The organism is Streptomyces sp. NRRL S-646 (assembly GCF_000720765.1).
Lineage (GTDB): Bacteria > Actinomycetota > Actinomycetes > Streptomycetales > Streptomycetaceae > Streptomyces.
Genome location: NZ_JODC01000039.1, coordinates 1 through 25525, shown reverse-complemented (window position 1 = coordinate 25525; position 25525 = coordinate 1). Strand labels below are relative to the sequence as shown.

Annotated in this window: 24 protein-coding genes and 1 pseudogene; 23 read left to right on the top strand and 2 right to left on the bottom strand. The window is 71.9% G+C overall.

What is annotated here, in order from left to right; genetic code table 11:
- The 3 genes from IH68_RS0147370 to IH68_RS0147360 all read left to right on the top strand — a co-directional run bounded on the left by IH68_RS0147370 (position 1) and on the right by IH68_RS0147360 (position 3046).
- Positions 1–204, top strand: a complete 204-nt coding sequence (locus tag IH68_RS0147370) for a ferredoxin (protein ID WP_030949650.1) — start codon at positions 1–3, stop codon at positions 202–204.
- A gap of 163 nt (positions 205–367) precedes the next feature.
- Positions 368–1333, top strand: coding sequence for a GNAT family N-acetyltransferase (locus tag IH68_RS0147365; RefSeq protein ID WP_030949648.1), 966 nt, complete (start codon positions 368–370; stop codon positions 1331–1333).
- 102 nt (positions 1334–1435) lie between these two features.
- Positions 1436–3046, top strand: a complete 1611-nt coding sequence (locus tag IH68_RS0147360; protein ID WP_030949646.1) for an FAD-dependent oxidoreductase — start codon at positions 1436–1438, stop codon at positions 3044–3046.
- 18 nt (positions 3047–3064) lie between these two features.
- Here IH68_RS0147360 and IH68_RS51080 read toward each other — a convergent pair whose 3' ends face one another.
- Entirely contained in the window at positions 3065–3577 is a 513-nt protein-coding gene (locus IH68_RS51080) for a MarR family winged helix-turn-helix transcriptional regulator (RefSeq protein WP_063763609.1), read from the bottom strand.
- Between the two features lie 113 nt (positions 3578–3690).
- Between IH68_RS51080 and IH68_RS0147350 the strand changes: the two genes are divergently transcribed.
- The 5 genes from IH68_RS0147350 to IH68_RS0147330 all read left to right on the top strand — a co-directional run bounded on the left by IH68_RS0147350 (position 3691) and on the right by IH68_RS0147330 (position 11246).
- The gene (locus IH68_RS0147350) at positions 3691–5226 is read left to right on the top strand and encodes an FAD-dependent monooxygenase (protein WP_030949640.1); all 1536 of its coding nucleotides are present in this window, start codon (positions 3691–3693) and stop codon (positions 5224–5226) included.
- Between the two features lie 147 nt (positions 5227–5373).
- Complete coding sequence (locus tag IH68_RS0147345; RefSeq protein WP_030949639.1) at positions 5374–6351, top strand: quinone oxidoreductase family protein; 978 nt, start codon at positions 5374–5376, stop codon at positions 6349–6351.
- A 180-nt stretch (positions 6352–6531) separates the two neighbouring features.
- The gene (locus IH68_RS0147340) at positions 6532–8124 is read left to right on the top strand and encodes an MDR family MFS transporter (RefSeq protein WP_063763608.1); all 1593 of its coding nucleotides are present in this window, start codon (positions 6532–6534) and stop codon (positions 8122–8124) included.
- Positions 8125–8566: 442 nt separating this feature from the next.
- On the top strand, positions 8567–9598 hold the full coding sequence (locus tag IH68_RS0147335) for a methyltransferase (protein WP_051834112.1): 1032 nt from the start codon (positions 8567–8569) through the stop codon (positions 9596–9598).
- 43 nt (positions 9599–9641) lie between these two features.
- Positions 9642–11246 (top strand): FAD-dependent oxidoreductase, encoded by a 1605-nt coding sequence (locus tag IH68_RS0147330; RefSeq protein ID WP_051834111.1) that lies wholly within the window; start codon positions 9642–9644, stop codon positions 11244–11246.
- Positions 11247–11415: 169 nt separating this feature from the next.
- On the opposite strand, the gene IH68_RS0147325 is transcribed toward IH68_RS0147330, so the two are convergent.
- Positions 11416–13005, bottom strand: coding sequence for an FAD-dependent monooxygenase (locus IH68_RS0147325; protein WP_037886497.1), 1590 nt, complete (start codon positions 13003–13005; stop codon positions 11416–11418).
- A gap of 238 nt (positions 13006–13243) precedes the next feature.
- Here IH68_RS0147325 and IH68_RS0147320 point away from each other — a divergent pair, with 238 nt between their 5' ends.
- The 15 genes and pseudogenes from IH68_RS0147320 to IH68_RS0147255 all read left to right on the top strand — a co-directional run bounded on the left by IH68_RS0147320 (position 13244) and on the right by IH68_RS0147255 (position 24971).
- Positions 13244–13696, top strand: a complete 453-nt coding sequence (locus tag IH68_RS0147320) for a DUF1772 domain-containing protein (protein WP_030949629.1) — start codon at positions 13244–13246, stop codon at positions 13694–13696.
- The gene (locus IH68_RS0147315) at positions 13693–14241 is read left to right on the top strand and encodes a hypothetical protein (protein WP_030949628.1); all 549 of its coding nucleotides are present in this window, start codon (positions 13693–13695) and stop codon (positions 14239–14241) included. Before IH68_RS0147320 ends, IH68_RS0147315 begins: the two co-directional genes overlap by 4 nt.
- Positions 14238–16115 carry an asparagine synthase (glutamine-hydrolyzing) gene (gene asnB / locus IH68_RS0147310; RefSeq protein ID WP_030949626.1) on the top strand — a complete coding sequence of 626 codons (1878 nt, stop codon included), beginning with the start codon at positions 14238–14240 and terminating at the stop codon, positions 16113–16115. Before IH68_RS0147315 ends, asnB begins: the two co-directional genes overlap by 4 nt.
- A 91-nt stretch (positions 16116–16206) precedes the next feature.
- Positions 16207–16578, top strand: coding sequence for a TcmI family type II polyketide cyclase (locus IH68_RS0147305; protein WP_030949624.1), 372 nt, complete (start codon positions 16207–16209; stop codon positions 16576–16578).
- Positions 16575–17006, top strand: a complete 432-nt coding sequence (locus tag IH68_RS0147300; RefSeq protein WP_030949621.1) for a cupin domain-containing protein — start codon at positions 16575–16577, stop codon at positions 17004–17006. The genes IH68_RS0147305 and IH68_RS0147300 overlap by 4 nt, the downstream gene beginning before the upstream one ends.
- Positions 17003–18286, top strand: a complete 1284-nt coding sequence (locus IH68_RS0147295) for a beta-ketoacyl-[acyl-carrier-protein] synthase family protein (RefSeq protein WP_030949619.1) — start codon at positions 17003–17005, stop codon at positions 18284–18286. Before IH68_RS0147300 ends, IH68_RS0147295 begins: the two co-directional genes overlap by 4 nt.
- Positions 18283–19542 (top strand): ketosynthase chain-length factor, encoded by a 1260-nt coding sequence (locus tag IH68_RS0147290; protein ID WP_030949618.1) that lies wholly within the window; start codon positions 18283–18285, stop codon positions 19540–19542. The genes IH68_RS0147295 and IH68_RS0147290 overlap by 4 nt, the downstream gene beginning before the upstream one ends.
- Positions 19543–19567: 25 nt before the next feature.
- A pseudogene (locus tag IH68_RS58870) lies at positions 19568–20023 on the top strand (SRPBCC family protein); the annotation flags it as partial.
- Positions 20018–20776 (top strand): SDR family NAD(P)-dependent oxidoreductase, encoded by a 759-nt coding sequence (locus IH68_RS54690; protein WP_030949693.1) that lies wholly within the window; start codon positions 20018–20020, stop codon positions 20774–20776. The pseudogene IH68_RS58870 and the gene IH68_RS54690, both read left to right, overlap by 6 nt.
- A 29-nt stretch (positions 20777–20805) precedes the next feature.
- The gene (locus tag IH68_RS0147275; protein ID WP_030949617.1) at positions 20806–21555 is read left to right on the top strand and encodes an SDR family NAD(P)-dependent oxidoreductase; all 750 of its coding nucleotides are present in this window, start codon (positions 20806–20808) and stop codon (positions 21553–21555) included.
- A 2-nt stretch (positions 21556–21557) separates the two neighbouring features.
- The gene (locus IH68_RS0147270; protein ID WP_030949615.1) at positions 21558–21881 is read left to right on the top strand and encodes an antibiotic biosynthesis monooxygenase family protein; all 324 of its coding nucleotides are present in this window, start codon (positions 21558–21560) and stop codon (positions 21879–21881) included.
- Entirely contained in the window at positions 21878–22186 is a 309-nt protein-coding gene (locus tag IH68_RS0147265) for an antibiotic biosynthesis monooxygenase family protein (protein WP_030949614.1), read from the top strand. The genes IH68_RS0147270 and IH68_RS0147265 overlap by 4 nt, the downstream gene beginning before the upstream one ends.
- Positions 22187–22328: 142 nt before the next feature.
- Complete coding sequence (locus IH68_RS0147260) at positions 22329–23807, top strand: peptide MFS transporter (protein WP_051834109.1); 1479 nt, start codon at positions 22329–22331, stop codon at positions 23805–23807.
- 386 nt (positions 23808–24193) lie between these two features.
- Positions 24194–24328: a hypothetical protein gene (locus IH68_RS59350; protein WP_267883797.1), complete on the top strand. Its 135-nt coding sequence runs from the start codon at positions 24194–24196 to the stop codon at positions 24326–24328.
- Positions 24329–24395: 67 nt separating this feature from the next.
- Positions 24396–24971, top strand: coding sequence for a hypothetical protein (locus IH68_RS0147255; protein WP_030949609.1), 576 nt, complete (start codon positions 24396–24398; stop codon positions 24969–24971).
- Positions 24972–25525 lie beyond the last annotated feature (554 nt).

Here is a 25525-nt window from a genome sequence, read left to right as displayed (position 1 = left end):
GTGCGCATCTCCATCGACAGCGACCGGTGCATCGGCTCCGCCCAGTGCATGGTGGCCGTGCCCGCCGTGTTCGAGCAGGACGAGGACGGCCTGTCCACGGTGATCGCGGGCCGCGAGGACGGCGCCGGGCAGCCGCTGGTGCGCGAGGCCGCGCGCGCGTGTCCCGTCCAGGCCATCTCCCTCACCGAGACGGATCCCGCCTGATCCCGCCCTGCCGGGGCCGGCACGCAAGGCCCCGGCCCTTTCTGCCGGCGGCCCGGGTACGGCGGCGGTGCGGCGCCCGTACCCGGCCGCCGGCTGCGTCCCCCTTTCCGGCGCCCGCGCTGCGGTTGCCCCGCGCATCCCCTGAAGCCCACGGAAGGAAGCCATGGACATCCGCAGCCTCGACGGCGACGCCCCGGCGACGATCGCACTGCTCCTGCCCGGGTTCCGGGAGACGATGAGCCTGGAACTGCCCGGCGACCCGCCGGTCTCGGCCGCCCTGCTGGCCCGGCTGCTGCAGCGCCGGCACGGCGCCGACCGGATCGTCCTGGCCGCCTTCGACGACGAGGGCCGGCCTGCCGGATGCGTCAAACTGGGCCTGGACCAGGGCGATCCCGACGGCCCGGGCCACGGATCCCTGTGGGTCTTCCCCTCCTTCCGGCGCCGCGGCGCCGGCACGGCCCTGGCCGATGCCGCCCGCGCCGAGCTGCACCGCCGCGGCCGCGGCCCGCTCCTGATCGACGCCCCGCACACCCCGGCCGCCGAGGCGTTCGCCGCCGCCCGCGGGGCCGGGCGCTGCGGCACCAACCTGCGCAACCGTCTCGTGCTGCGCGGCCCGGTCAGGGCCGCTCTGAGCGACCTGGCCGGCCGGGCGGTGGCCGGCTACCGCCTGGTGCACTGGCAGGGCCGCTGCCCCGCCGAACTGGTCGACTCCTACGCCCGCGCCTGGCAAACCCTGGACGCACCCGTCAACGGCCGGGCCGGGGTTGGCCGGCCCACCGCCGAGGACGTGCGCTTTCGTGAGGGAGAGGCCGCCCGGGCCGGCCACCGGCCCTACGTCAGCGCCGCCGTCGCCGAGGACAGCGGCGAGGTCTGCGGGTACGCCACCCTCCTGGTGCGGGACAGCCCGATGGCGGACACGGGGGAGACGCTCGTCCTCACCGGCCGGCGCCGCCGCGGCCTCGGCACCTGGCTCAAGGCCGACGTGCTGTGCCGGGTCGCCCGCGACAACGAACACCTGGCGCTCGTGCAGGCCTTCAACGACGTGCGCAACACCCCGATCGTCGCTCTCAACCGCCGCCTGGGGTTCTGCGCGGACAGCTCCTGGTCGACGTATTCCCTGCCCTGCTGACAGCCCCTGCCCGCGGCCCGCGGCGCGAGCCGCGTTCGAGCCGGGATCCAGTGGCCGCTGCCACGATCCGGTACAGACCGGCATCCGCGAGAGGGGTTCCTTGTGAGTACCAGCAGCACACGTGTACTGATCGCCGGCGGGAGTCTCGTCGGCCTGTCGACGGCGCTGTTCCTCGCGCATCACAACGTGCCCTGCATCCTGGTCGAACGCCACCCCGGCACCTCCGTCCACCCGCGCGCCGTCGGCTACTACCCGCGCACCGCCGAGCTTTTGCGCACGGTGGGCGTGGAGGAGGCGGCCAAGAGCGCCGCGTCCGGTTTCGAAAAGCACAAGACGCGCGCCGGCGTGGTCTCGCTGGCCGGGGAGGTGCTCTTCAGCAAGGAGGAACTCGCCGGCGGCGACGACCTCGCGGACCTGACCCCCTCCAGGCTGCTGCTGCTTCCGCAGGACCGGCTGGAGCCCCTGCTGCGGGCACGGGCCGAAAAACTCGGCGCCGACCTGCAGTTCGGCACCGAGCTGGTCTCTTTCACACAGGACGACGACGGCGTCAGCGCCGTCCTGAAGGGCCCGGACGGCGACGAGAGCACGGTGCGCGCCGACTACCTGGTGGCCGCGGACGGCCCGCGCAGCACGGTGCGCGAGGCGCTCGGCATCCCGCGCCAGGGCCGCGGGGTGCTCTCACGGCACGTCAGCATCGCCTTCGGCGCCGACTTCGCCGCGGTGCTGGGCGAGCGCCGCTACAGCGTCGTCCACGTCAAGAACGACACCGTCACCGGCATCCTGGTGCACGACGACACCCTCACCGAGGGCACGCTGATCGTCGGCTACGACCCGGAGCGGGGCGAGAGCCTTCAGGACTTCACCGACGCCCGGTGCGCCGCACTCGTCCGCGCGGCCATCGGCTCGGACACCGTCGAGGTCACCGTGCGCTCCCGTTTCCCGTGGGACATGGCCGAGCTGGTGGCCGAGCACTTCGCCCAGGGCCGGGTGCTGCTCGCGGGCGACGCCGCCCACCAGATCCCGCCCACCGGCGGCTACGGCGCCAACACCGGCATCGCCGACGCCTTCAACCTGGCCTGGAAGCTGGCCCTGGTGCTCGACGGCACCGCCGGTGCGGGCCTGCTCGACACCTACGAGCAGGAGCGGCGCCCGGTCGGCCTGTACACCGCGCGGCAGGGTTCGCTGCAGCTGGCGCTGCGCTCGGGCACGGCCACCGAGCAGGAGCGGGCCGCGACCGACGACGCGATGACCGTGACCATGGGCCAGGCCTATCCGGCCGGCGCCTTCGTCGCCGAAAAGGAGGCCGGCGCGCTGCCCCTGACCAGCGATCCGCGCACCCTTTCCGGCCGGCCCGGCACCCGTGCCCCGTACGTGGTGCTCGAGCGGGACGGCGCGCCGCTGGCGACGCTGGACCTGTTCGGCACCCGGTTCGTGCTGCTGGCCGGTGCGGACGGCGCGTCCTGGGCCGCGGCGGCGCGGACGGCGGCCGGGCAGCTGGGGGTCGCGCTCGACGTGCACCGGATCACCGCGGACGGGGACCAGGGGCTGGCGGATCCCGGGGGCCGGTGGGCCGGCGCCTACGGGGTGCCGGCCGGCGGCGCGGTCCTGGTGCGCCCGGACGGGATCGTCGCCTGGCGCAGCGCGGATGTCCTGCCCGCCGGCGAGCGGGCCGCGGCGCTGTCGTCGGTGCTGCGCCGCATCCTGGCCCGCTGAGCGATGCGGGGCGGGCGGTCAGCCGCCGGCCGGGGCGTGCCGTGCCTCGGCCACCGAGTCCACGTACTTGATCAGCAGGCGGGCGAACTGCAGGCGTTCCTCCCCGGGCCAGTCGCGGGTGATGAACTCGAAGGCCGCCCGCTGGTGACGGCGGAAGGCGGCCAGCATGTCCATGCCCTCGCCGGTCATCTGAAGGATCGTGCGGCGTCCGTCCTGCTGCGAGGCGGCGCGGACCAGATACCCCGCGGAGATGCAGTCGGTGACCATGCGGCTGGCGACCGAGGGATCCACGGCGAGCCGTTCGGCGACGACGCCGACGGTGATCTCCTGGCCGTCCTCCTCCGGGCCCTCCTCGACGATGTTGAGGACCAGGGTGCGGGTCATGTCCTTGCGTGAGACCTGCGTCTCCGCGTTCAGCGCGGAGGCGCGGCGCAGCCGTGAGAAGGCCGGACCCACCGCGTCGAGGGGGTCGGCCGCGGCGAGCGGCCCCTGCCTCGACGGGACGCTCGTCTGCCTGGTCGAAGTCTCCATGTCCCCATCCTAGGCCCGGTGATTACAAGCAAACGAGCATGTGTATGCTAGCAAGTCCTTGCATGATTTCATGCATATAGTCTCTCGTCAATGTTTCCCCTGAAAGGACTTCCATGCCGGACACCCAGGACTTCGACTTCGACGTCCTCATCGTCGGCGGGGGCCCGGTGGGCATGCTGCTCGCCTCCGAACTGTGCATCTCCCGCGCCAGGCCGGTGGTGCTGGAGCGGCTGCCCGAACGCACCCCCCACTCCAAGGCCTTCGGCCTGCACGCCCGCTCGCTGGAGTCGCTGGACCGCCGCGGCCTGCTGGAGCGCTTCCGCGACGGCGCTCCCTCCTGGAGCAACGGCCACTTCGCCGGCCTCGACGTCTGGGTCGACTTCTCCCTGCTGGACAGCGCCCAGAACTACGCCCTGCTGTCCGAGCAGACCCGCACCGAGCGCCTGCTGGAGGAGCGGGCGCAGGAGTTCGGCGCCGAGATCCGCCGCGGCCACCAGGTCACCGCCGTACGGCAGGACGCCGACGGCGTCGAGGCCGACGTCACCGGTCCCGAGGGGCCCTACACCCTGCGCGGCCGCTACCTGGTGGGCGCCGACGGCGGCCGCAGCCTGGTCCGCAAGGCCGCGCAGATCGCCTTCCCGGGCACCGGCGGCAAGGTCACCGCGCGCCTGGCCGACGTCGTCCTCGCCGACGGCGAGAAGGCCCCGATGGGCATGGAGCGCACCGAGCGCGGCCTGCTCTTCTGCGTGCCGCTGGACGACACCTACCACCGCGTGGCCACCTTCGACTTCCACCAGGAGCGCGAGGCGCGGGGCGAGCTGACGCTGGAGGAGTTCACCGACAGCCTGCGCGAGATCTGGGGCGACGACCTCGGCGCGAGCCGGCCGCGCTGGCTGTCGTGGTTCACCGACTCCGCCTGCCAGGCCGAGCGCTACCGCGCCGGACGCATCTTCCTGGCCGGCGACGCCGCCCACACCCACTTCCCGGTCGGCGGCCAGGGCGTCAACCTCGGCCTGCAGGACGCGCTCAACCTCGGCTGGAAGCTCGCCGCCGACCTCAACGGCTGGGCTCCCCGGGGACTGCTCGACACCTACGACCGCGAGCGCCAGGGCCCGGCCCGCAAGGTGCTCGCCAACACCCGCGCGCAGATCGCGCTGATGAACCCCGACCCGTACGTCACTGCGCTGCGCGAGCTCTTCGAGGACCTGATGCGCAAGGAGGAGGTCAACCGGCACGTCGCCGAGATGCTCAGCGGCGTCGCGGTGCGCTACGACCTCCCGGGCCCCGACCACCGTCTGCTCGGCGACTTCGCGCGCGACCTGACCGTCGCCACCGAGGAGGGCCCCGCAACCCTCCAGAAGCTGCTGCGCCGCGGCACCTTCGCGCTGCTGGACCTCTCCGGCCGCCCGGAGATCTCGCAGGTGTACCAGGAGTGGGCCGGGCCCATCTCCTGGCCCGGCCGCGTGCGGCACGTCGTGGGCACCTGCGAGCAGGAGCCCGGCCTGGCCGGTCTGCTGGTGCGCCCCGACGGCTACGTCGCCTGGGCCGCCGACCAGGACACCCCGCCCGCCGTCGCCGCCGAGGGGCTGCGCGCGGCGCTGGCGGCCTGGGCGGGGACCGAGGGGCCGGACCGGCCGGTCTTCAAGTAATGGCAAAGAGCCTGTGCGCCCACCAATACGGTGTGGACTCACAATCAAATGCATGACAACATGCATACGTAATCCGGATCGCCGGACGGAGCCACGGCAGCGCATGCGCGACGCGGCTCGACGGACAAACCCCCCATGGAGACAGCAATGCGAATCGTCCGCCACCACGAGCACGGTGCGCCGTCCGTCCTGCGCCTGGAGGAGACGGCCAAGCCCCAGCCCGGCCCGGGCCAGGTCCTGATCCGCGCCGAGGCCATCGGCGTCACCTTCGCCGAGGTCCAGCGCCGTCAGGGCATCCCGATCGGCGGCCACGCCGAACTGCCCGGCGCACCCGGCGGTGACGTCGCCGGCACCATCGAGGCCGTCGGCGAGGGCGTCACCGGCTTCGCCGTCGGCGACCGGGTCGTCGGCGACGTCGACCACAGCGCCTACGCCGACCACGTCGTCACGGGCGCCGACTTCCTCATCAAGATCCCGCAGGACCTGGACGCCGCCGAGGCGACCCTCCTGCCCAGCCCGGCCCAGACCGCGTACCACGCGATCCGCGAGGCCGGCCGCCTCCAGGCGGGCCAGACGATCGTGATCGACGCGGCCTCCGGCGGCGTCGGCCACCTCGCCGTCCAGATCGCCAAGGCCCTCGGCGCCGGCAAGGTCATCGCCACCGCCGGCTCCAAGGCCAAGCTCGACTTCGTGCGCGAACTCGGCGCCGACGTCGCCATCGACTACACCGACGAGGACTGGGTGGACCAGGTCCTCGCCGCCACCGACGGCCGCGGGGCCGACGTGGTCCTGGAGACCGTGGGCGGCGACGTCCTGCTGAAGTCCCTGGGCATCACCGCCCAGTTCGGCACCCTCGTCTTCTACGGCTCCGCCTCCGGCGACATCCCCCCGATCCCGACCCTGGCCCTGGCCCGCATGAAGAACGTCGCCGGCTTCAGCCTCTACGCGATGCTCTACAACAAGCAGGACGCCGTGGCCGCCGGCCAGCGCCACCTGCTCGACCTCATCGCCTCCGGCCAGATCAAGCCCGTGATCCACAAGCGGCTGCCGCTGGAGGAGGCCGTCACGGCCCACGAGCTGATGGAGGCCCGCGCCCAGCTCGGCAAGGTCGTGCTGGTCCCCTGACCCCGCAAGCCCGCGGCCGGCCCGGACCCCCGCCGGGCCGGCCGCACCCCCCGCTCCCTGCACACGACCACGAAGTGACCTCCCCTTTAAGCCCCTGACGGGCCCGCGAAAAGAGACGCCGCCGCCTCCGGCGGCCGGTGCGAGGGGGACCGCACACACCGACTCGAAAGGCGGCTCATCATGTCCGTTCCCACCGCCCGGGCGACGGGAGGGCTCCACTCCTCCGGCACCCGCATCACCCCCACCATGGTCGGGTGCATGCTCGCCGCGTTCCTCGGCATCCTCGACACCCAGATCGTCGCCACCGCGCTGCCCCGCATCGTCGGCGACCTGCACGGCATCGACCTCTTCGCGTGGGTCACCATCGCCTACGTCATCGCCAGCAGCGTGACCACGCCCATCTACGGCAAACTCGGCGACCTCTTCGGCCGCAAGGTCACCTTCCTGTCCGCGATGACCCTGTTCATGGCGGGCTCCGCCCTCTCGGGTGCCTCCGGCTCGATGGAAGCGCTTATCATCTTCCGCGTCGTGCAGGGCATGGGCGCCGGCGGCATCTTCGTCTGCGTCCTGTCCATCATCGGCGAGCTGTTCTCCCCCCGCGAAGGCGCCAAGTACTACGGCATGTTCGGCATGATCTTCGCCGGCGCCTCGCTGGCCGGCCCCGCCATCGGCGGCCTGCTCACCGACGTGCTCAGCTGGCACTGGGTCTTCCTGGTCAACCTGCCCCTGGGCGCCGTCGTCTTCTTCCTGCTCGCCAAGTACCTGCACCTGCCCCGCCAGGTCCGCCCCTCCCGCCTGGACTACGCCGGCATCCTCACCCTCTCCGGCGCCATCGTCAGCCTCACGCTGCTCACCTCATGGGCCGGCGTCCAGTACGCCTGGACCTCCCCGCGGATCATCGGCCTCTGCACGAGCGCGGTGCTGTGCCTGGCCCTGTTCATCGTCTCCGAGTCCCGCGCCGTCGAACCGATCGTGCCGCTGCGCCTGTTCAAGGACTCCACGTTCACCCTGTCGCTGCTCGGCACCGTCATCTGCGGCATCGTCTTCGTCGGCTCCGTCAACTTCCTCGCCCTGTACGTCCAGGTCGTCACCGGCGCCAGCCCCACCACCTCGGGCTTCGTGCTGCTGCCGATGATGCTCGGCCTGGTCCTCTCCTCCGTCGGCTCCAGCAAGATCATCCGCAAGAGCGGCAAGTACAAGGTCTTCCCCGTGGCGAGCATGGCCCTCGGCATCGTCGGCGCACTGCTGCTGTCCACCATGGACGCCTCCACCCCGCGCCTCGTGTCCGTGCTGTTCATGGTGGTCTTCGGCTTCGCCTCCGGTCTGTCCGCCCAGGTCTTCACCCAGGCCGCGCAGAACACCGCGCCGCCCCAGGACCTCGGCGCCGTCTCCGGCGCCGCCACCTTCGGCCGCTCCTTCGGAACCTCGATCGGCATCTCGCTGTTCGCCTCGATCTTCTACGGACGCCTCACCGACGAGATCACCGCACACGTCCCGGCCGCCGCCCTGCGCGGCGTCGACCACGAGGCGCTGTCGTCCCCGTCGGTCCTCAACTCGCTGGCCGCCCCCGTGCGCCACGCCGTCGAACAGGCCTACGCCGCAGCCCTCACCCCGGTGTTCGTCACCGCGGTGCCCATCCTCGCGGCCGGCCTCCTGATCACCCTGTGCATGAAGAACCTCACGCTGCGCTCGCAGCACCACGGCGGCGGCGAACGCGAGTCCGCCCCCGCCACGGACCCGGCACCCACCAAAGCCACCCCCGAAGCGGCCTGATCCACGCGAATTCCCCCGCGCGTGATCCACGGCCGGGGCCGTCCTCCCCACCCATGCGGGAGGACGGCCCTTCGCCATACCCCAACTGCCCCCGCAGCCGGCTCCTGCCGCCCAGGAGCAGCCGTGCCAGGCCCGCACGGCTCCTGCCGGACGCGTGCACCGTGCCAGACCCTTCGCCCGCACGGCTGCTCCCGGCGCGTACACCGTGCGGGACCTCCCGCCTGAGCGGCCCCCTCGGCGCGCCTCCGGGTACGGGGCATTTCCCCCCGGCGGGCCCCGCCACGGCCGTGCCCCGGGCACGGCCCGCCACGGCCGCGCGCCGCCCCTGCGCATCCCGCGGCAGCGCCCGAGTGCTGCAGGCCGCTTCGAGCCGGACTCCACGCGCACCCGCCATGGTCGGGCGAGGACCGCAGCGGTCCCCCCGCTCGCTTAGGAGGCTCGCGTGACAACGACCGATGACCGTACGACAGCCGCGGCGGTCGACCCCGGTCCGCTGATCAAGCTGACCATCGCGGACTGCGCGGCCAAGGTGCTGCACAGCGCCGTGACACTCGGCGTGTTCGGCGCGCTCGCCGAGGGGCCGGCCGGCGCGCAGCAGATCGTCGCCGCCACCGGTCTGCACCCGCGCATGGCCGACGACTTCCTCGACGCGCTGGCCGGCCTCGGCCTGCTCGAGCGCACCGGCGACCAGTACGCCAACGCACCGCTGGCCGAGGCCTACCTCGTCCCCGGCACCCCCACCTACCTCGGCGGCTTCGTCGAGCTCACCAACGAAACCCTGTACGGGACATGGGGGCGGCTCACCGAGGCCCTGACCACCGGCGCGCCGCAGCACCTGGACCCCGACAAGGGCGGGTTCGTCGGGGACAAGCACAAGGACCCGCAGAAGATGAAGCGCTTCTTCGCCGGTCTGGACGCCTACAGCGACCGGATGGGCGCCGAACTCGCCCGCCGCATCGACTGGTCACAGCACTCCTCCTTCGTCGACCTGGGCGGCGCCCGCGGCAACCTCGCCTCCGTCCTGGTCCGCGAGCACCCCCACCTGAAGGCGGGCGTGTTCGACCTGGAGCGCACCCGGCCGCTGTTCACCGAGCACGTCGGCCGCCTGGGACACACCGGCCGCATCGAGTTCACCGGCGGCGACTTCTTCACCGACGACATCCCCCGGGCCGACGTCCTGGTGCTCGGGCACATCCTGCACGGCTTCGATGCCGACCGGCGCCGACAGCTGCTGCGCCGGGTCCACGCGGCCGTCAACCCCGGCGGGCAGATCCTCGTCTACGACCGGATGATCGACGACGAGCGCCGCAGCGCCGAGCGCCTGCTCTCCAGCCTGCACATGCGCCTGGTCAGCCCCGACGGCTCCGAGTACCGCATCGGCGACCTGAGCGACTGGCTGGCCGAGGCCGGCTTCACCGCCCCCGCCGCACAGCCGCTGCTCGGCACGCACACGCTGGTGACCGCGACCCGATGACCGCCCTGGACGGCACGGCCGCCCAACGATCCAAGGAATCAACATGAGCCAGGAGAAGGTGCCCGTTCTCATCGTCGGCGGCGGCCTCGCCGGACTGTCCACCGCCGTCTTCCTCGCCCACCACGGCGTGAAGGCCACACTTATCGAGCGCCACCCCACCACCTCCGTCCACCCCAAGGCCCGCGCCATCAACCCGCGCACCATGGAGCTGTACCGCGCGGTCGGCATGCAGGAGCGGGTGCGGGCCGGGCGCTCGCCGATCTCCGGCAACACCGACCTGGTGCACGTGGAGACCCTCGCCGGCAACGAGCGGGTCCGCATGCCCAACGCCTCCATCGAGGACATCAGCCGGATCAGCCCCACCCAGTGGACCCTGATCGACCAGAACCAGCTGGAGCCGATCCTGCGCAAGCGGGCCGAGGAGGTCGGCGTCGACCTGCGCTTCCACACCCGCCTGGAGGCGGTCGTGGAGGACACCGACGGGGTGAGTGCCACGCTCACCGACCTGGGCACCGGCCAGAGCAGCGAACTGCGCGCCTCCTACGTGGTCGCAGCCGACGGCAGCCGCAGCCCGCTGCGCCGGATGCTCGGCATCGACGCCCACGGCCGCGGCACGCTCACCAACCTGGTCAGCTTCTTCTTCGACGCCGACCTCACCGACGCCCTGCGCGGCCGCAAAATCATCGCGGCCTACGTCAACAACCCCCAGGTGCGCGGCACCATCATCCCCATCGACAACGACCGCAAGTGGGTCATCAACGTCTCCTTCTTCCCGGACAAGGGCCAAAGCGCCGACGACTTCACCCCCGAGCGCTGCGTCGAACTGGTCCGGGCCGCCGTCGGCGTCCCCGACCTGCCGCTGACCATCGAGTCGGTCGACATGCCCGCCTGGGACATCTCGGCGCGGGTCGCCGACACCTTCACCCACGGCCGCTTCCTCATCGCCGGCGATGCCGCCCACGTGATGCCGCCCACCGGTGCCTTCGGCGCCAGCACCGGCATCCAGGACGCCTACAACCTGGCCTGGAAACTCGCCCTCGTGCTGGACGGCAAGGCCGGCGAGCAGCTGCTGGCCAGCTACGACAGCGAGCGCCGCCCCGTCGCCCAGGAGACCGTGCGGCAGGCCATGCTGCGCTTCGCCGTCCGTGAGGGCAAAGGGTTCGACGAGGTGGCCAAGGACCTGGTCGACGAGACCACGATGACCTTCGGATACGCCTACCCCCAGGGCGCGTTCGCCGGTGAGGACCCGCAGGGGTGGACCATCACCGAAAACCCCGACAAGCCCAGCGGCCGGCCCGGCACCCGTGCCCCGCACGTGGTCGTCGAGGGCGAGCACGGCCCCTTCTCCACCACCGATCTCTTCCCGGTCGGCTTCACCCTGCTGACCGCCGGCCCCGTCGGGCCGTGGGCCGCCGCCACCCAGGCCGCCGGCGACCTCGGCCTGGTGCTGACCGTCCGCGGCATCGGCGCCGGCGGCCACTACGCCGACGTCGAGAACACCTTCACCGAGCGCTACGGCATCGGCGAGGGCGGCGCCGTCCTGGTCCGCCCCGACGGCTTCGTCGCCTGGCGCTCGCCCGCCGCCCCCGCCGACGACGTCACCCAGGCGGTGACCGAGGTGCTGCGCAACATCCTCTGCCTGCACTGACCGGCACCACCACGGCCGACGAGACCGAAACCGGCCCCGGGCCCCCACCCCGGCGGCCGGTTCCGTCGCTCCCCACCCGGCAGCCGGTACCGTCCCCCCACACACATGACTGGGCGCGCCTCCCGGCTTCGGGAGGCGCGCCCAGTCATGTGCAGGGGCGGCCGGCCGCTCAGAGCGTGCGTGACAGCAACCGGTGCACGACCGCCGACAGTTCGACCGCCGGGTCCGCGGGCTGCCCGGCCGAACGCCAGGCCAAAAAGCCGTCGGGGCGCACCAGCGCGGCACCCGAGGCGGTGATGCCGTACTTCTTCAAGAACTCCTCGACCGTCTCCGCCGGTTCTTCCCCGCCCACCCGGTGGAAGGCGAGATCGATGCCGGTCAGCCGGGACACCCCGCCCGCCGCCCGCTCCCACAGCCCGGCCTCCGGGCCGGCCAGCAGCAGCCAGCCGCCCCTCAGCACATCGTGCAGCGGAGTGTCCGTGCCGCCGGAACGCAGCACGAGGTGCGGGGCCCGGGTGCCCGGCCGGCCCGAGGGCTGGGTGGGGTCCTCCACCGGGGCGCCGTCGTCCGCGCCGTTCTCGGCCAGCACCGCGCCGGACCGGTAGACGTGCCCGAACAGCACGGTCGTCTCCGGCCGGTGCCGGGCCGCGGCCTCCTCGTCCAGGCCGCTGCGCTGCAGATAGCGGATCACGCCCTGCTCGACCGTGAACTCGGCGACCGGGATCCGCTCCTCCTCGTAGCTGTCCAGCAGCTCCACGCCGGCCTGCCCGCGCAGCACCAGCGCCAGCTTCCACGCCAGGTTGTGCGCGTCCTGCAGGCCCATGTTGCCGCCGAACCCGCCGGTGGGCGGCATGATGTGCGCCGCGTCCCCGGCCAGCAGCACCCGGCCACAGCTAAACCGGTCCGCGACGCGCGCGGCGATCTCCCAGCTGGTGCTGGTCTCCACCGCGACATCGAGGTCCTCCACACCGACCGCGGCCCGCACCATCTCGATGCAGTCCTCCTCGGAGTACTCGGCGTGCGTCTCCTGCGCCGGCAGGCTCGGCGCCAGCACCCAGCGGTCCGCGTCGTCGAGCCGGCCCAACACGCCCTTGACACGGTCGTTGCTGACGAAGCAGAGGAAGAAGCGCCGGCCGGCGACGTACTCGTCCAGCGCGGCGTGGAAGATGATGTTCATCTGGCGGCCGAAGACGCCCGGCCCGTGCGTGCCGATGCCCAGCCCGTCACGGACCGGGCTGCGCACGCCGTCCGCGGCGACCAGGTAGGCGGCGCGGACCGTGGTCTCGGTGCCGTGCCGCACATCGCGCAGCACCGCACTGACCCCGTCGGCGTCCTGCTCGTAGCGCACCAGCTCGGTGCCGAAGCGGACGTCCGCGCCCAGTTCCTCGGCCTTTGCCCGCAGCACCGGCTCGAAACGGTCCTGCCCGATCAATGTCCAGCCGGTCGTGCTCACTTCGTTCGGGTCGTGCCGGAACGGGCCGTCGAACCGGCCCAGTTCGGCCCCGCTCAGCGACTGCACCTGCAGGATGTCGCCGTACTGCGCGTGCGGGTTCTCCCGCGCGCGCACCGCCTGCTCCAGGCCGAGCGCCCGCATCAGCTCCATCGTGCGGGGACTGGCCGCCTGCGCGCGCGGATGCGCCGAGATGTGGGCGTGCCGCTCGACGAGGATCGGCCGGATGCCCTGCTGGGCGAGGAACAGTGCCTGGGCCAGGCCCACCATGCTGCCGCCCACGATCAGTACGTCGGTTCGCTCAGCCACCACCGGTGCTCCCTTGTCTCGATGCCGTCGTGCCCGGCGTTGCGGGGTGGACCCGATTCCGGACAGTCCCGGCCAGCCAACAGCGCCGCCCTCGAGGCCCGCTCGGACCACGCCCGCGCCCGTGCCCGGCACCGCGGGCGGCCCGGGGCGTCCAGACCGGTTCGAGCCGCGTACGAGGAGCCGCTGCGATCGTCGAACCGCTCATGACGTTGAGAAGCCGGACGAAAGGCCACAGGCCGTGGTGGAGACACTGAGTGTGCTGGTGCTGGTGGGCACCGGCCTGGTGGCGGGGGTGCTGTTCGCCGTGGCGATCAGTGTCATGCCCGCCCTGATCGCGATGACCCCCGACCGCTACGTGGACACCCACAAGCTGCTCGGCAAGCGCTACGACCGGATCATGCCGTTCATCGTGAGCGGCTCGGTCCTCGTGGACGCCGCGTTCGCGGTGCGCGCGCACGAGGCCGGGCCGCGCGCCCTGTTCATCGCCGGCGCGCTCGCCATGGCCGGTGTCGCGGTCGTCTCCCAGACACGCAACGTGCCCATCAACAACCGGGTCAAGAAGACCCGGCCACAGGATCTGGGCCCCAACTGGCCGGACCCGCGCCGCCAGTGGCGCGACTGGCATCTGCTGCGCACCTGCTTCGCGATCGCCGGCTGCGCCCTGACCGCCGCCGCAGTGGTCCTGTCATGACGGCGGCGACCGGACAGCCGGCCCCCGCCGGCCCGCGCATCACCCGCGCGCCGCGCAACGCCACGGAGCAGGCGGTGACCAACGCCCGCATGACCGCCCTGCTGTCTAGGCCCGACCCTGGCCCGGCCGCCACCCACCTGGCGCTGGTCCACTTCACCGGGCGGCGCAGCAAACAGCCCTACACCGTGCCCGCGGGCGTGCACCGACTGGACAGCGCCCTGTACCTGGCCACCTCCAGCTCCTGGCGGCACAACTTCACCGACACCGCCGACGCCGAGCTCACCTGGCAGGGCCGGCGCACCCCGGCCCGCCTCCGGCTGGTCACCGACGCCCACCTGACCGCCCGCGGCTACCTGGAGCTGTGGCAGCGCTACGGCCCGGAGGCCGGCCCGCGCCGCCTGGGCATCGCCGTGACCGACGGACCCGAGCCCACCCTGGACGACTTTGGGGCCGCCGTCGCCGACGTCCCGCTCACCCTTGTCGCCGTCACCCTCGAGACCGGCAACAGCGCCGAACTCGCCGTGAATGAGAGGACCTCCCGATGAGCGCAATCGCCGGCTGGGTCGACTTCCAGCGGGACCTGACCCCGCAGACCCACGTCGTGGAGGCCATGGCAGCCACCCTCGCGCACCGCGGCCCCGACGGCCGGGGCGTCTGGGCGCAGGGCCACGCCGCCCTCGCCCACCGCCGCCTGGCCCTGCTGGACGTGACCGACACCGGCCGCCAGCCCGTCGTGCACCGCACCGAGGGCGGCACGCCCGTTGCCGTGCTCACCCTGGACGGCGCGATCACCAACCACGACGAACTACGGGCCGAACTGACCGCCAAGGGCCACCACTTCACCGGCGCAGGCGACGCCGAGACCGCCCTGCACGCCTACCTGCAGTGGGGCACCGGCTTCCTCACCCGCCTGGAAGGGCTGTTCGCCCTCGCCGTGTGGGACGTACGCCGCCAGGAACTGCTCCTGGCCCGCGACCGCCTCGGCGTCAAGCCCCTGTGCTACTACCCGACACCCACCGGCGTGCTGTTCGGCTCCGAGCCCAAGGCCCTGCTCGCCCACCCCGACGTCGCCCCCGTCGTCGACGCCGACGGCCTGCGCGAACTGTTCGCGCACAGCCGCAAACCCGGCACCGGCGTCTTCCGCGGCACGCGGGAGGTCGTACCCGGCCATGTGCTCGTCGTCCGCCCCTCGGGCAGCACCGAGCAGCGCTACTGGTCACTGCCGGCCCGGCAGCACACCGACAGCCTCGAGGACACCATCACCACCGTGCGCGGCCTGCTCGCCTCCGCCGTCGCCGGCCACCTGCGCGCCGACGTGAGCGTGGGCGCCATGCTCTCCGGCGGCATCGACTCCAGCGCCCTGACCGCCCTGGCCCACCAGACCCTCACCGCCACCGGCGCCGGCCCGCTGCGCAGCTTCTCGGTCAACTTCACCGGCTACACCGAGAACTTCGAGCCGCACCCCACCATGCGCTCCACCCCGGACGCCCCCTACGCGGCGCTCGCCGCCGAGCACATCGGCTCGCAGCACACCGAGATCCTCCTGGACACCGCGGCGCTCACCGACCCGGCCGTGCACGCCATGTCCCTGCGCAGCCAGGACGCCCCCTCCCCGCTCGGCGACATGGACGTCTCCCTCATCCAGTTCTTCGCCCGGCTGCGCGAGGCCGGCTTCACCGCCGTCCTGTCCGGCGAAACCGCCGACGAGGTCTTCAACGGCTACTTCTGGGCCTACGACCCGGGCCACAGCAACTCCCAGACCTTCCCCTGGGTGTCCTTCGAACGCGGCCACGACGCCGCCGCGGGCGGCCTGGGCACCTCCATGATCGACCGCCGGCTGCGCCGCGACCTCGACTTCCTCGGCTACGCCGACCAGCACTACCGCGACGCCCTCACCGAAGTCCCGCACCTCGACGGCGACACCCCGGCCGAACGCCGGGCCCGCGAGGTCACCTACCTCGCCCTCACCCGCTGGGCACCCACCCACCTGGACCGCGCCGACCGCATGAGCATGGCCCACGGCGTGCAGCTGCGGCCCCCGTTCTGCGACCGGGCCCTGGTCGAATACGTCTACAACGTGCCCGCCGCCTTCAAACGCGTCGACGGCGTGGAGAAGAGCCTGCTGCGCTCCGCGGTCGCCGACCTGCTGCCCGAGCCGGTGCTGCGCCGCAAGAAGAGCGCCTACCCCACCACCCAGGAAGCGGCCTACGGCGACTTCGTACGCCGCCGGTTCATCGAACTGGCCACCGACCGCGGCGCGGCCGTCGCGGGCCTGCTGGACGCCACCGCCACCGCAGCGGCCGCCGACGCCGACAAGGCCCCCGAAGGAGCCTTCGCCTGGGTCGAGCGGGCCAGCATGGAGATGGTGCTGCAGCTGGAGACCTGGCTGAGCGACTACCGCATCGACCTGAAGCTGTGACCTTCCCGGCCGCCGGTCCAGACCGTTTCAAGACAGCTTCGAGAGCCGCCCACCAGGGTGGAGCAACGACCGAAGAAGCCAGGAGGGCAACGTGCACCGCACACTGATCGTGGCGCGGATGAACCTCGCCGACGCCGAGGGCGTCGCCAAGGTCTTCGCGGACTCCGACTCGACCGACCTGCCGCACATGGTGGGTGTCTCCCGGCGGACCCTGTTCGCCTTCCACGACCTGTACTTCCACCTCGTGGAGGCCGACCACGACATCGGCCCGAACCTGTACAAGGCGCGCAGCCACCCGCTCTACAACGACATCAACACCCGCCTGCAGGAGTTCATCTCCCCCTACGACCCGAACTGGCGCGAGCCGCGCGACGCGATGGCCGTGCCGTTCTACACCTGGACCCCCCAGGACGGGCCCGTCACCACCCCGCCGTCCGGCCCCACCCTGGGCGGCAGCCGATGACCACCACGGCCCCCACCACCAAGGTGAACCTCACGGAGGTCGCCGCCAACCGCAAGCGCGGCGGCGACATCCGCATCACCCTCAGCCCCCGCACCGTCGGCTGCACCTCCGGCTTCGGCGGAACCCTGCACCTGAGCCCCGGCGAGTACGTCACCGAGCACCTGCACCCGTACTCCGAGGAGTTCCTGCACGTCGTCCGCGGCGAGCTGAGCATCACCCTGGACGGCGAGCCGGTCGCCCTGGGCCCCGGCGACTCCCTGCTCGTGCCCATCGGGGTGCGCCACCGGCTGGTCAACACCGGCCAGGAGACGGCCCAGGTGGTCTTCCACCTCTCCCCGCTGGCACCGCGCCCGGAACTCGGCCACGTCGACACCGAGACACCGCTCGTCGCCGGCGGCACCAACCCGGACGTCGGAGGCCCGCGATGAGCCGCCGCGCCGTCATCACCGGCATCGGCGCCGTCGCACCCGGCGGCGTCGGCCGCGACGCCTACTGGGACCTGCTCGCCAGCGGCCGCACCGCCACCCGGGACATCAGCCTGTTCGACGCGGGCAAGTTCCGCTCCCGCATCGCCGCCGAGTGCGACTTCGACCCGGCGGCCGCCGGGCTGAGCGCCCAGGAGATCCGCCGCATGGACCGCGCCGCCCAGTTCGCGGTCGTCGCCGCCCGCGAGGCCATCGAGGACAGCGGCATCGACACCACAGCCGGCGACCCGGGCCGCACCGGCGTCAGCATCGGCAGCGCCGTCGGCTGCACCACCGGCCTGGAGGACGAATACGTCGTCCTGTCCGACAGCGGCAAGAACTGGCTCGTCGACCACACCTACGGCGTGCCCCACCTCTACGGCTACATGGTGCCCAGCACACTGGCCGCCGAAGTCGCCTGGCAGGCCGACGCGCAGGGGCCCGTCGCCCTGATCTCCACCGGCTGCACCTCCGGCCTGGACGCCGTCGCACACGGCGTCCAGCTCATCGAGGAGGGCGCCTGCGACCTCGTCATCGCCGGCGCCACCGACGCCCCACTGTCACCGATCACCTCGGCCTGCTTCGACGCCATCAAGGCCACCACGCCCAACAACGACGACGACGCCGCCGGCGCCTCCCGGCCCTTCGACGGCCGCCGCGACGGCTTCGTCCTCGGCGAGGGCGCCGCCGTCATGGTGATCGAGGAAGCAGCAGCCGCCCGCCGCCGCGGCGCCCAGATCTACGCCGAAGTGACCGGCTTCGCCAGCCGCTCCAACGCCTACCACATGACCGGACTCAAGGCCGACGGCCGGGAGATGGCCGAAGCCATCGGCGTGGCCCTCAACCGGGCCCGGCTGGACGCGACGGACATCGGCTACATCAACGCGCACGGCTCGGGCACCAAACAAAACGACCGCCACGAGACGGCCGCCTTCAAACGGAGCCTGGGCCGGCACGCCTACGACATCCCCGTCAGCTCCATCAAGTCGATGATCGGGCACTCCCTGGGCGCCATCGGCTCCCTGGAGGTCGCCGCCTGCGCGCTGGCCCTGCACCACCAAGTGGTGCCCCCCACGGCCAACCTGTCGGTGCCCGACCCCAAGTGCGACCTCGACTACGTACCGGTCACCGCCCGGGAGCACCGCATGGACCACGTGCTCAGCGTCGGCAGCGGATTCGGCGGCTTCCAAAGCGCCATGATCCTCAGCCGCCCGGGCACCGGCAGCGGAAGGGAAGCAGCATGAGCGCCCTCGGCATACCCAAGGGGCGGCGCCGCCCCCCGGTCGTCACCGGCCTCGGCGTCATCGCCCCCACCGGAATCGGCGCACGCCGGCACTTCGAGGCCGTCCTCGCCGGCAAGAGCGGCCTGGGCCGCATCACCCGCTTCGACCCGACCACCTACCCCGTCAAAGTGGCCGGCGAGGTCCCCGGCTTCGAGGCCGACCGGCAGATCCCCGACATCCTCGTCTCCCGCACCGACCGCTTCACCCACCTCGCCCTGGCCGCGGCCGAGACAGCCCTCGCCGACGCGCAGGCCGACCCCGCCACCCTGCCCGAGTACGAGATGGCGGTGGTCACCGCCAGCTCCTCCGGCGGCACCGAATTCGGCCAGCGGGAGATGGAACAGCTCTACCAGCACGGACCGGCCTGGGTAGGCGCCTTCCAGTCCATCGCCTGGTTCTACGCCGCCACCACCGGCCAGGTCTCCATCCGGCACGGCATGCGCGGCCCCTGCGGCGTCATCTGCGCCGAACAGGCCGGCGGCCTCGACGCCCTGGGCCAGTCCCGCAGGCTGCTGGACACCGGCTCCCGGCTGGTGCTCTCCGGCGGCACCGACGCCTCCCTGTGCCCCTACGGGCTGACCGCCCAACTGTCCACCGGCCACCTGTCCACCGAGGACGACCCCACCCGCGCCTACCTGCCCTTCGACGAGACGGCGCGCGGCTACGTCCCCGGCGAGGGCGGCGCCATCCTGGTCGTCGAGACCGAGGACGGCGCCCGCGAACGCGGGGTGGGCCACTACGGCCGCATCCTCGGCTACGCCGCCGGATTCGACCCGGCACCCGGCTCCGGACGTCCCCCCGTCCTCGCCGCGGTGATCCGCCGCGCCCTCGCCGACGCCAGTCTGAACGCCGACGCCGTCGACGTGGTCTTCGCCGACGCCGCCGCACTACCCGAGGCCGACCGCGCCGAAGCCACCGCCATCAACGAGGTGTTCGGAGCCGGCCGGGTGCCGGTGACCGCCCCCAAGACCCTCACCGGCCGGCTGTACGCGGGCGGCGCCGCACTCGACGTCGCCACCGCCCTGCTCAGCCTGGCCGCCGACGTCATCCCGCACACCGCAGGCCCCATCGACGCCGAACACCTCGGCATCGACCTGGTCGCCGAACGGCCCCGGCACACCCCGCTGCGCACCGCCGTGGTCCTCGCCCGCGGACACGGCGGCTTCACCTCCGCGCTCGTGCTCGGCGCCGGGGACCGCACCGACCACCTCACGTAACCCCCGAACCCGAAAGGCAGGAGTGATGGCGGGACACACCAGCAACTCCATCGTCATCGACGCCCCCATGGACTTCGTCTGGGAGCAGACCAACGACGTCACGTCATGGCCCGACCTGTTCAGCGAGTACTCCCTCGCCGAGATCCTCGAACAGGACGGCCCGACCGTCACCTTCCGGCTCGCCCTGCACCCCGACGACAACGGCACGGTGTGGAGCTGGGTGTCCCAGCGCACCACCGACGCCGCGACCCGCACCGTCCGCGCCCACCGCGTGGAAACCGGACCCTTCGAGTACATGAACATCCACTGGGAGTACACCCAGACCGACCGGGGCGTGCGGATGCAGTGGACCCAGGACTTCCACATGAAGGACGGGGCCCCCCTCGACGACGACGGCATGACCGACCGCATCAACCGCAACACCGTCGTCCAGATGAACATCATCAAGCGGAAGGTCGAAACCGCGGCCAGCGCCCTGCGCACCCCCTACGCCGACCTCACCGGCAAACGCATCCTGGTCACCGGCGGCACCCGCGGCATCGGACGAGGCATCGTGCTCGCCGCCGCCCGCGCCGGCGCCGACGTCCTCACCTGCTACCGCCAGGACAACGACCACGTCACCACGCTCGGCAAGGAACTCGCCGCCCTGCCCGGCACCGGCCACCTGGTGCGCGCCGACGCCTCCGACGCCGCCGGCGCCCGCCTACTGGCCGACCGCGCCCGCAACCTGTTCGGCAGCCTCGACGCGGTCGTCAACAACGCCGGCGACTTCACCCCCGCCCCCTACACCGACCTCACCGACGCCGCCTGGGCCGCCGCCGTGCAGTCCAACCTCACCGGCACCCACCAGGTCACCCAGGCCACACTGCCCCTCCTGGCCGCCGGCGCCTCCATCATCAACCTCGGCTCCACAGTGGCCCGCATCGGCATGGCCGGCGGCGCCCACTACACGGCCGTCAAGCAGGCACTGGTCGGCCTCACCCGCTCCCTGGCCCGCGAACTCGGCCCGCGAAACATCCGCGTCAACACCATCTCGCCCGGCCGCATCGACACCGAAGCCCTGGACGCGCTGCCGCCCGAGGCGGCCGCCCAGCAGCGCGCAATCTTCTCCAAGTTCGCCGCCGCCGGCCGCCTGGGCACCCCACAGGAGATCGCCCACGTCGTCCTGTTCCTCATCAGCGACCAGGCCTCCTACATCACCGGACAGAACATCCACGTAGACGGCTGCGTGTGAATCACCGTCACACCACGGAAGGACACCAGGTGGAACTCGCACTGCAGGGCAAGAAACTCCTCATCACCGGCGGCACCCGCGGCATCGGCCGGGGCATCGTGCTCGCCGCCGCCCGCGCCGGCGCCGACGTCCTCACCTGCTACGTGCAGGAGAGCGAGTACGTCGAGAGCCTGCGCCGAGAGCTGAAGGAGACCGGCGGCGACCACCACGTCATACGCGCCGACGTCGGCGACCTCACCCAGGTCGACGCCCTCGTCGAGACCGCCAAACAGAAGTACGGCCGGCTCGACGGCATCGTCAACAACGCCGGCGTCATCAGCCACATCCCCTTCGCCAACCTCGCCCCCCAGGAGTGGTCCCGCGTCCTGGACACCAACCTGACGGCCAGCTACCGCATCATCCAGCAGGCGCTGCCGCTGCTCGGCGCGGGAGCCTCCGTCATCAACATCGGCTCCCGCGGCGCGGCCGCAGGCATCCCGCTGCGCGCCCACTACACCGCAGCCAAGGCGGCCATGATCGGCCTGACCCGCTCGCTGGCCAAGGAACTGGGAGGCAAGGGCATCCGGGTCAACGTCATCGCCCCGGGCGTCATCGAGACCGAGGCCTTCGACACCCTCCCGCCCGACCGCGCCGAGGGCCTGCGCGCCACCTACTCCCAAAAGACCGCGCTCGCCCGGCTCGGCCGCGTCGACGAACTGGCCGCCCCGGTGCTGTTCCTGCTCAGCGACCTGTCCGCCTACATCACCGGCGAGACCCTCAACGTCGACGGAGGCATCTGACCATGAGCGACGCCACGTTCCGGGTCATGCTGCGCATGCAGATCAAGCCGGGCATGGAGGCCGACTTCGAGCAGATGTGGCAGGAGGTCGGCGACTCCGTCACCGGCCACCCGGCCAACCGCGGCCAGTGGCTGGCCAAAAGCACCGCCGAAAACGAGGACGGCATCTACTACATCGTCAGCGACTGGGTGGACGAGCCGCAGTTCCGCGCGTTCGAGACCAGCGACACCCACCTGCAGCACCGCACCAAGCTGCACCCCTTCCGCAGCGGCGGCTCCATGGCCACCATGCGGATCGTGGCCAGCCTCCAGAAAGCGGCCGCATGAGCACCGCCCCCGCAGTGGAAGTGGTGCTCTACCACCTCAGCGACCAAGGCGAGGACGTCCTGGCGGCCTACCACGAGGCCAGCCGCCGCATGGCCGGCACCCCCGGCCTGCTCGGCAACCAGCTCATGACCGAACTGGGGCGCCCCGACAGCTACGTGGTGGTCAGTCACTGGGACAGCTGGGAGTCCTTCGAGCAGTGGGAGACGGGCGCCCAGCACAAGGACCAGACCACCCCCCTACGCGAGTTCCGCGACACCCACCGGGCCCGCCCGTTCGAGATCTACAAGGTCCTCGCCCACTACTGAAGACACGCACCGAACCGCACCGGCGGGGGGGGGCGCAAAAGCGCCCCCCCCCCCCCCCCCCCCCCCGCCGCTCCATGCGCCCGCGGCCCTTCACGAAGCGGCCCCTCGTGCCGCACACCGCGCGGTGGCGGAAGGAGGCTCAATGCCCCAGCACACCGAAGACGCCATGACCGGCCCAAGCCGTACCGGCAACGGCCTGTACGTGCCCCCCGCCCCACCCGGCACCCCCGCGCAGCCCGGGACGCGCCGGGGCTTTCTCACCCTGCTCGGCGTCGACCTGTGGGAACGCTTCAGCTTCTTCGGCATGGCGGCGATCCTCGTCCTCTACCTCACCGCCGCCCCCGCCGACGGCGGCCTGGGCATGCCCCAGCAGACAGCCACCGCCCTGTTCGCCACCTACATGTCCCTGAACTTCCTGGCCGGCCTGCCCGGCGGCTGGCTCGCCGACCGGGTCATCGGCGCCCGCCGCGCCGTCCTGACCGGCGGCACCCTCATCGCCTGCGGCCACGCCGTCCTCGCCCTCGCCACCGCCCCCGCCCTCTACACCGGCCTGGCACTGGTCGTCGCCGGCACCGGCCTGGTCAAACCGTCCCTGGCCGCCATGGTGTCCGTCGTCAGCGGCACCGCCAGACGGGAGCAGGCCTTCTCCCGCTTCTACATGTGCATCCAGGTCTCCGCACTGCTCGCCCCCCTCGTCACCGGCTTCCTCGCCGAAAAGGTCACCTGGCACCTGGGCTTCGCCGCAGCCGCCTTCGGCATGACAGTCGGCCTCGCCCAGTTCCGTATCGGCCTGCGCGTCCTCGACGGCACCGGCAGCGCCCCCACCCGCCCCCTGACCCGCGCCGAGGCCCGCACGGCCGCCCGGCGCACCGCCGCCCTCCTCGCAGCCGGCGCCGCGGCCACGACCGCCGTCCTCCTCGGCGCACTGCCCCTGCTCGCCCTGCTGGCCCTGCTGGGCCTGGCGACCGTATGCCTTCCGTTTGCGTACCTGCGCTCCCTGGGCCGACGCAGCACCGTGGAACGCGCCCGGCTGACCGCCTTCACCACCGTCATGGCGGCCTCCGCCGCCTTCTGGATGATCTTCGCCCAGAGCGGTTCCGTCCTGTCGCTGTTCGCCGCACACCACACCCACCGCGACATCCTCGGCTTCACGATCCCCGCGAGCTGGCTGCAGTCCGTGCACCCCCTGTTCATCCTGCTGCTCGCCCCCCTGGCCGGCCGGCTGCGCACCACGACCACCGCCAAGTTCGCCGGCGCCCTAGCCGCAGCCGGCCTCAGCTTCCTCGTCATGGCCGCAGCCGCCCTGCTGGCCCGCACCGGCGACGTCTCCGTGGCCTGGCTGATCGCCGTCTACCTGCTGTACTCACTCGGCGAGGTAGTGCTCGCCCCGGCCGGCCTCGCCCTGGCCGCCGCCGTCGCCCCACCCGGCTACCTCAACCGCTTCCTCGCCCTCAACGGCATGTTCGCCGCCGTCGGAGTCGTCCTGGGCGGCCAGCTGTACCGCCTGACGGCCGTCCTGCCCCTGCCCGCCTACTTCCTCCTCATGGGCAGCACCGCCCTGGCCACCGGCGCATTCGTCGCCGCCCGCTCCTCCCGCCTGCGCCCCCACCTGCCGGACTGACCGGGGACGGGCGCGGCAGCCGGCTCTCGGCGCCTACGGGGCGGTGCATCCTCGGCCCCGTAGGGCCTGCGGATGCGCCGCCGAGGCCTGCAGTCATCGGGCGGCTGCAGCTTGCTGCGTGGGTCAAAAGCACCATGGCCAGGGTGCTCATGGGCTGATCCGGTTGGACCTGCCTGCGGCGGCCGGAGCCGGGCAGCGGCTGTCCGCCGTATGCCCGGCGAGGGCGCCATGGCGCGCGACGGCTGCCAGGTACTCGCGGTGCAGGCCGCTGGATCCTCAGCCGGCCCGACGCCGACCACGTCGACCGCCTCGCCCACGAACCCGAAACGCCCGCCCGGTCTCTGGGGACATGTACGTCAGAATGCCAGGTGGGTGCCTTCAGTGCCGTGACCACCACCAAGCTCTCCCACATCACGATCTACAGCTGTCATGTCAGAGCTTTTTATAACGCCGCCGGTGACAAGCTGCTGCAATCCGGCACAGCCTGCGAAAGTGGCATCCCGGCGGCCGAATTCCTGTAGTATTGCCTCGTGTTGGAATGGGTGCTCGTCAACGCCCATCGATTACCTGGAGGGTGGGGAGTCGAGGATGCCGGATCGGAGTATCGATTTCGGCAAATTCGGGGCGCGCGGTATCAAGGGGCATGAAGCCGTGGCCCGCCAGCTCGATGCACTCGCTAATTTCATCGCCACGCCGATCAGACAGCGGCGTGGTCTGCTTGCGCGGCTGCACTACCTCACCCGAAGCGACCACGCCCGCGAGGCGGCCCGCGAGGCCGGCCTCTCCGTCACCGACCGCACGCTCATGGCGTGGCTGGACGGCAAGCGCAACCCCTCGAGGAAGAACCTGCAGGCCATCGAGACCGCGTACCTCACAGTGCGCCGCCACAACGTGGCCCGGTACCTGCTCGCCCGCCTCAACCGTGGAGGCCGCGGGACCCGGGTCGAGTTCCACCCGCTCAACCAGTCCCAGGTGAGCCGCCCGCGCCAGCGTGCCCTGTCGTTCCGCACGCTCAACGTGCGCCACTGGGACCGGATCGTCGAGGCCTGGGCCAACGATGACGACGAGGCCCTGGACGAGGCCTGGGTCAACGACGCGACGGTGGACCTCGGCTCCGAGTGGGGTCAGTACGAGTACGTCACCAACATCGGCTTCGCAGCCTGACGCGACCTCCCCGCCGGCGTTCCCTCACCACGCATCACCGGAACACCCCACCACTGTAGAAGGCGCTACTTTCCTCCACGGAATAGCAATCTCCCAAGACATCTACCAATGGCGAAGAAACCGATTCGCGCCCCAGGCAGTTACCGAACCGCTTCCTCTGGAACTCCGTTCCTCCTTCGGAACCGGAGATCCCAAATAACTCATCAAGGGAACCCGCATGACGAACTGTCAAATCAAATCCCAACGTCCCACACACAAACAAACCAACCGTTACGTGGAACCGGAGGCAGGCAATTCCTTTATGAAGTAAGGGTGCCGAACTCAGCGCATTATACGGGTTCCTGAAAGAGTGTCAACCTTTCCTTCAGCCCGGACCAGTCCGGCGCAGCCCCACCCTCCCAGCCGCGCTTTTCTGGAATTCGCGGAGCGAATTCCTTAGTCGAATTGCGGAGCAATTCGACTACCGTCACGGAGTGACGGTACATCAACTCCCTTGCGGAGCAAGGGAGTTGACCGCCGCGTAGCGGCGGCGCGGCGTGTCTGCGGAGCAGACC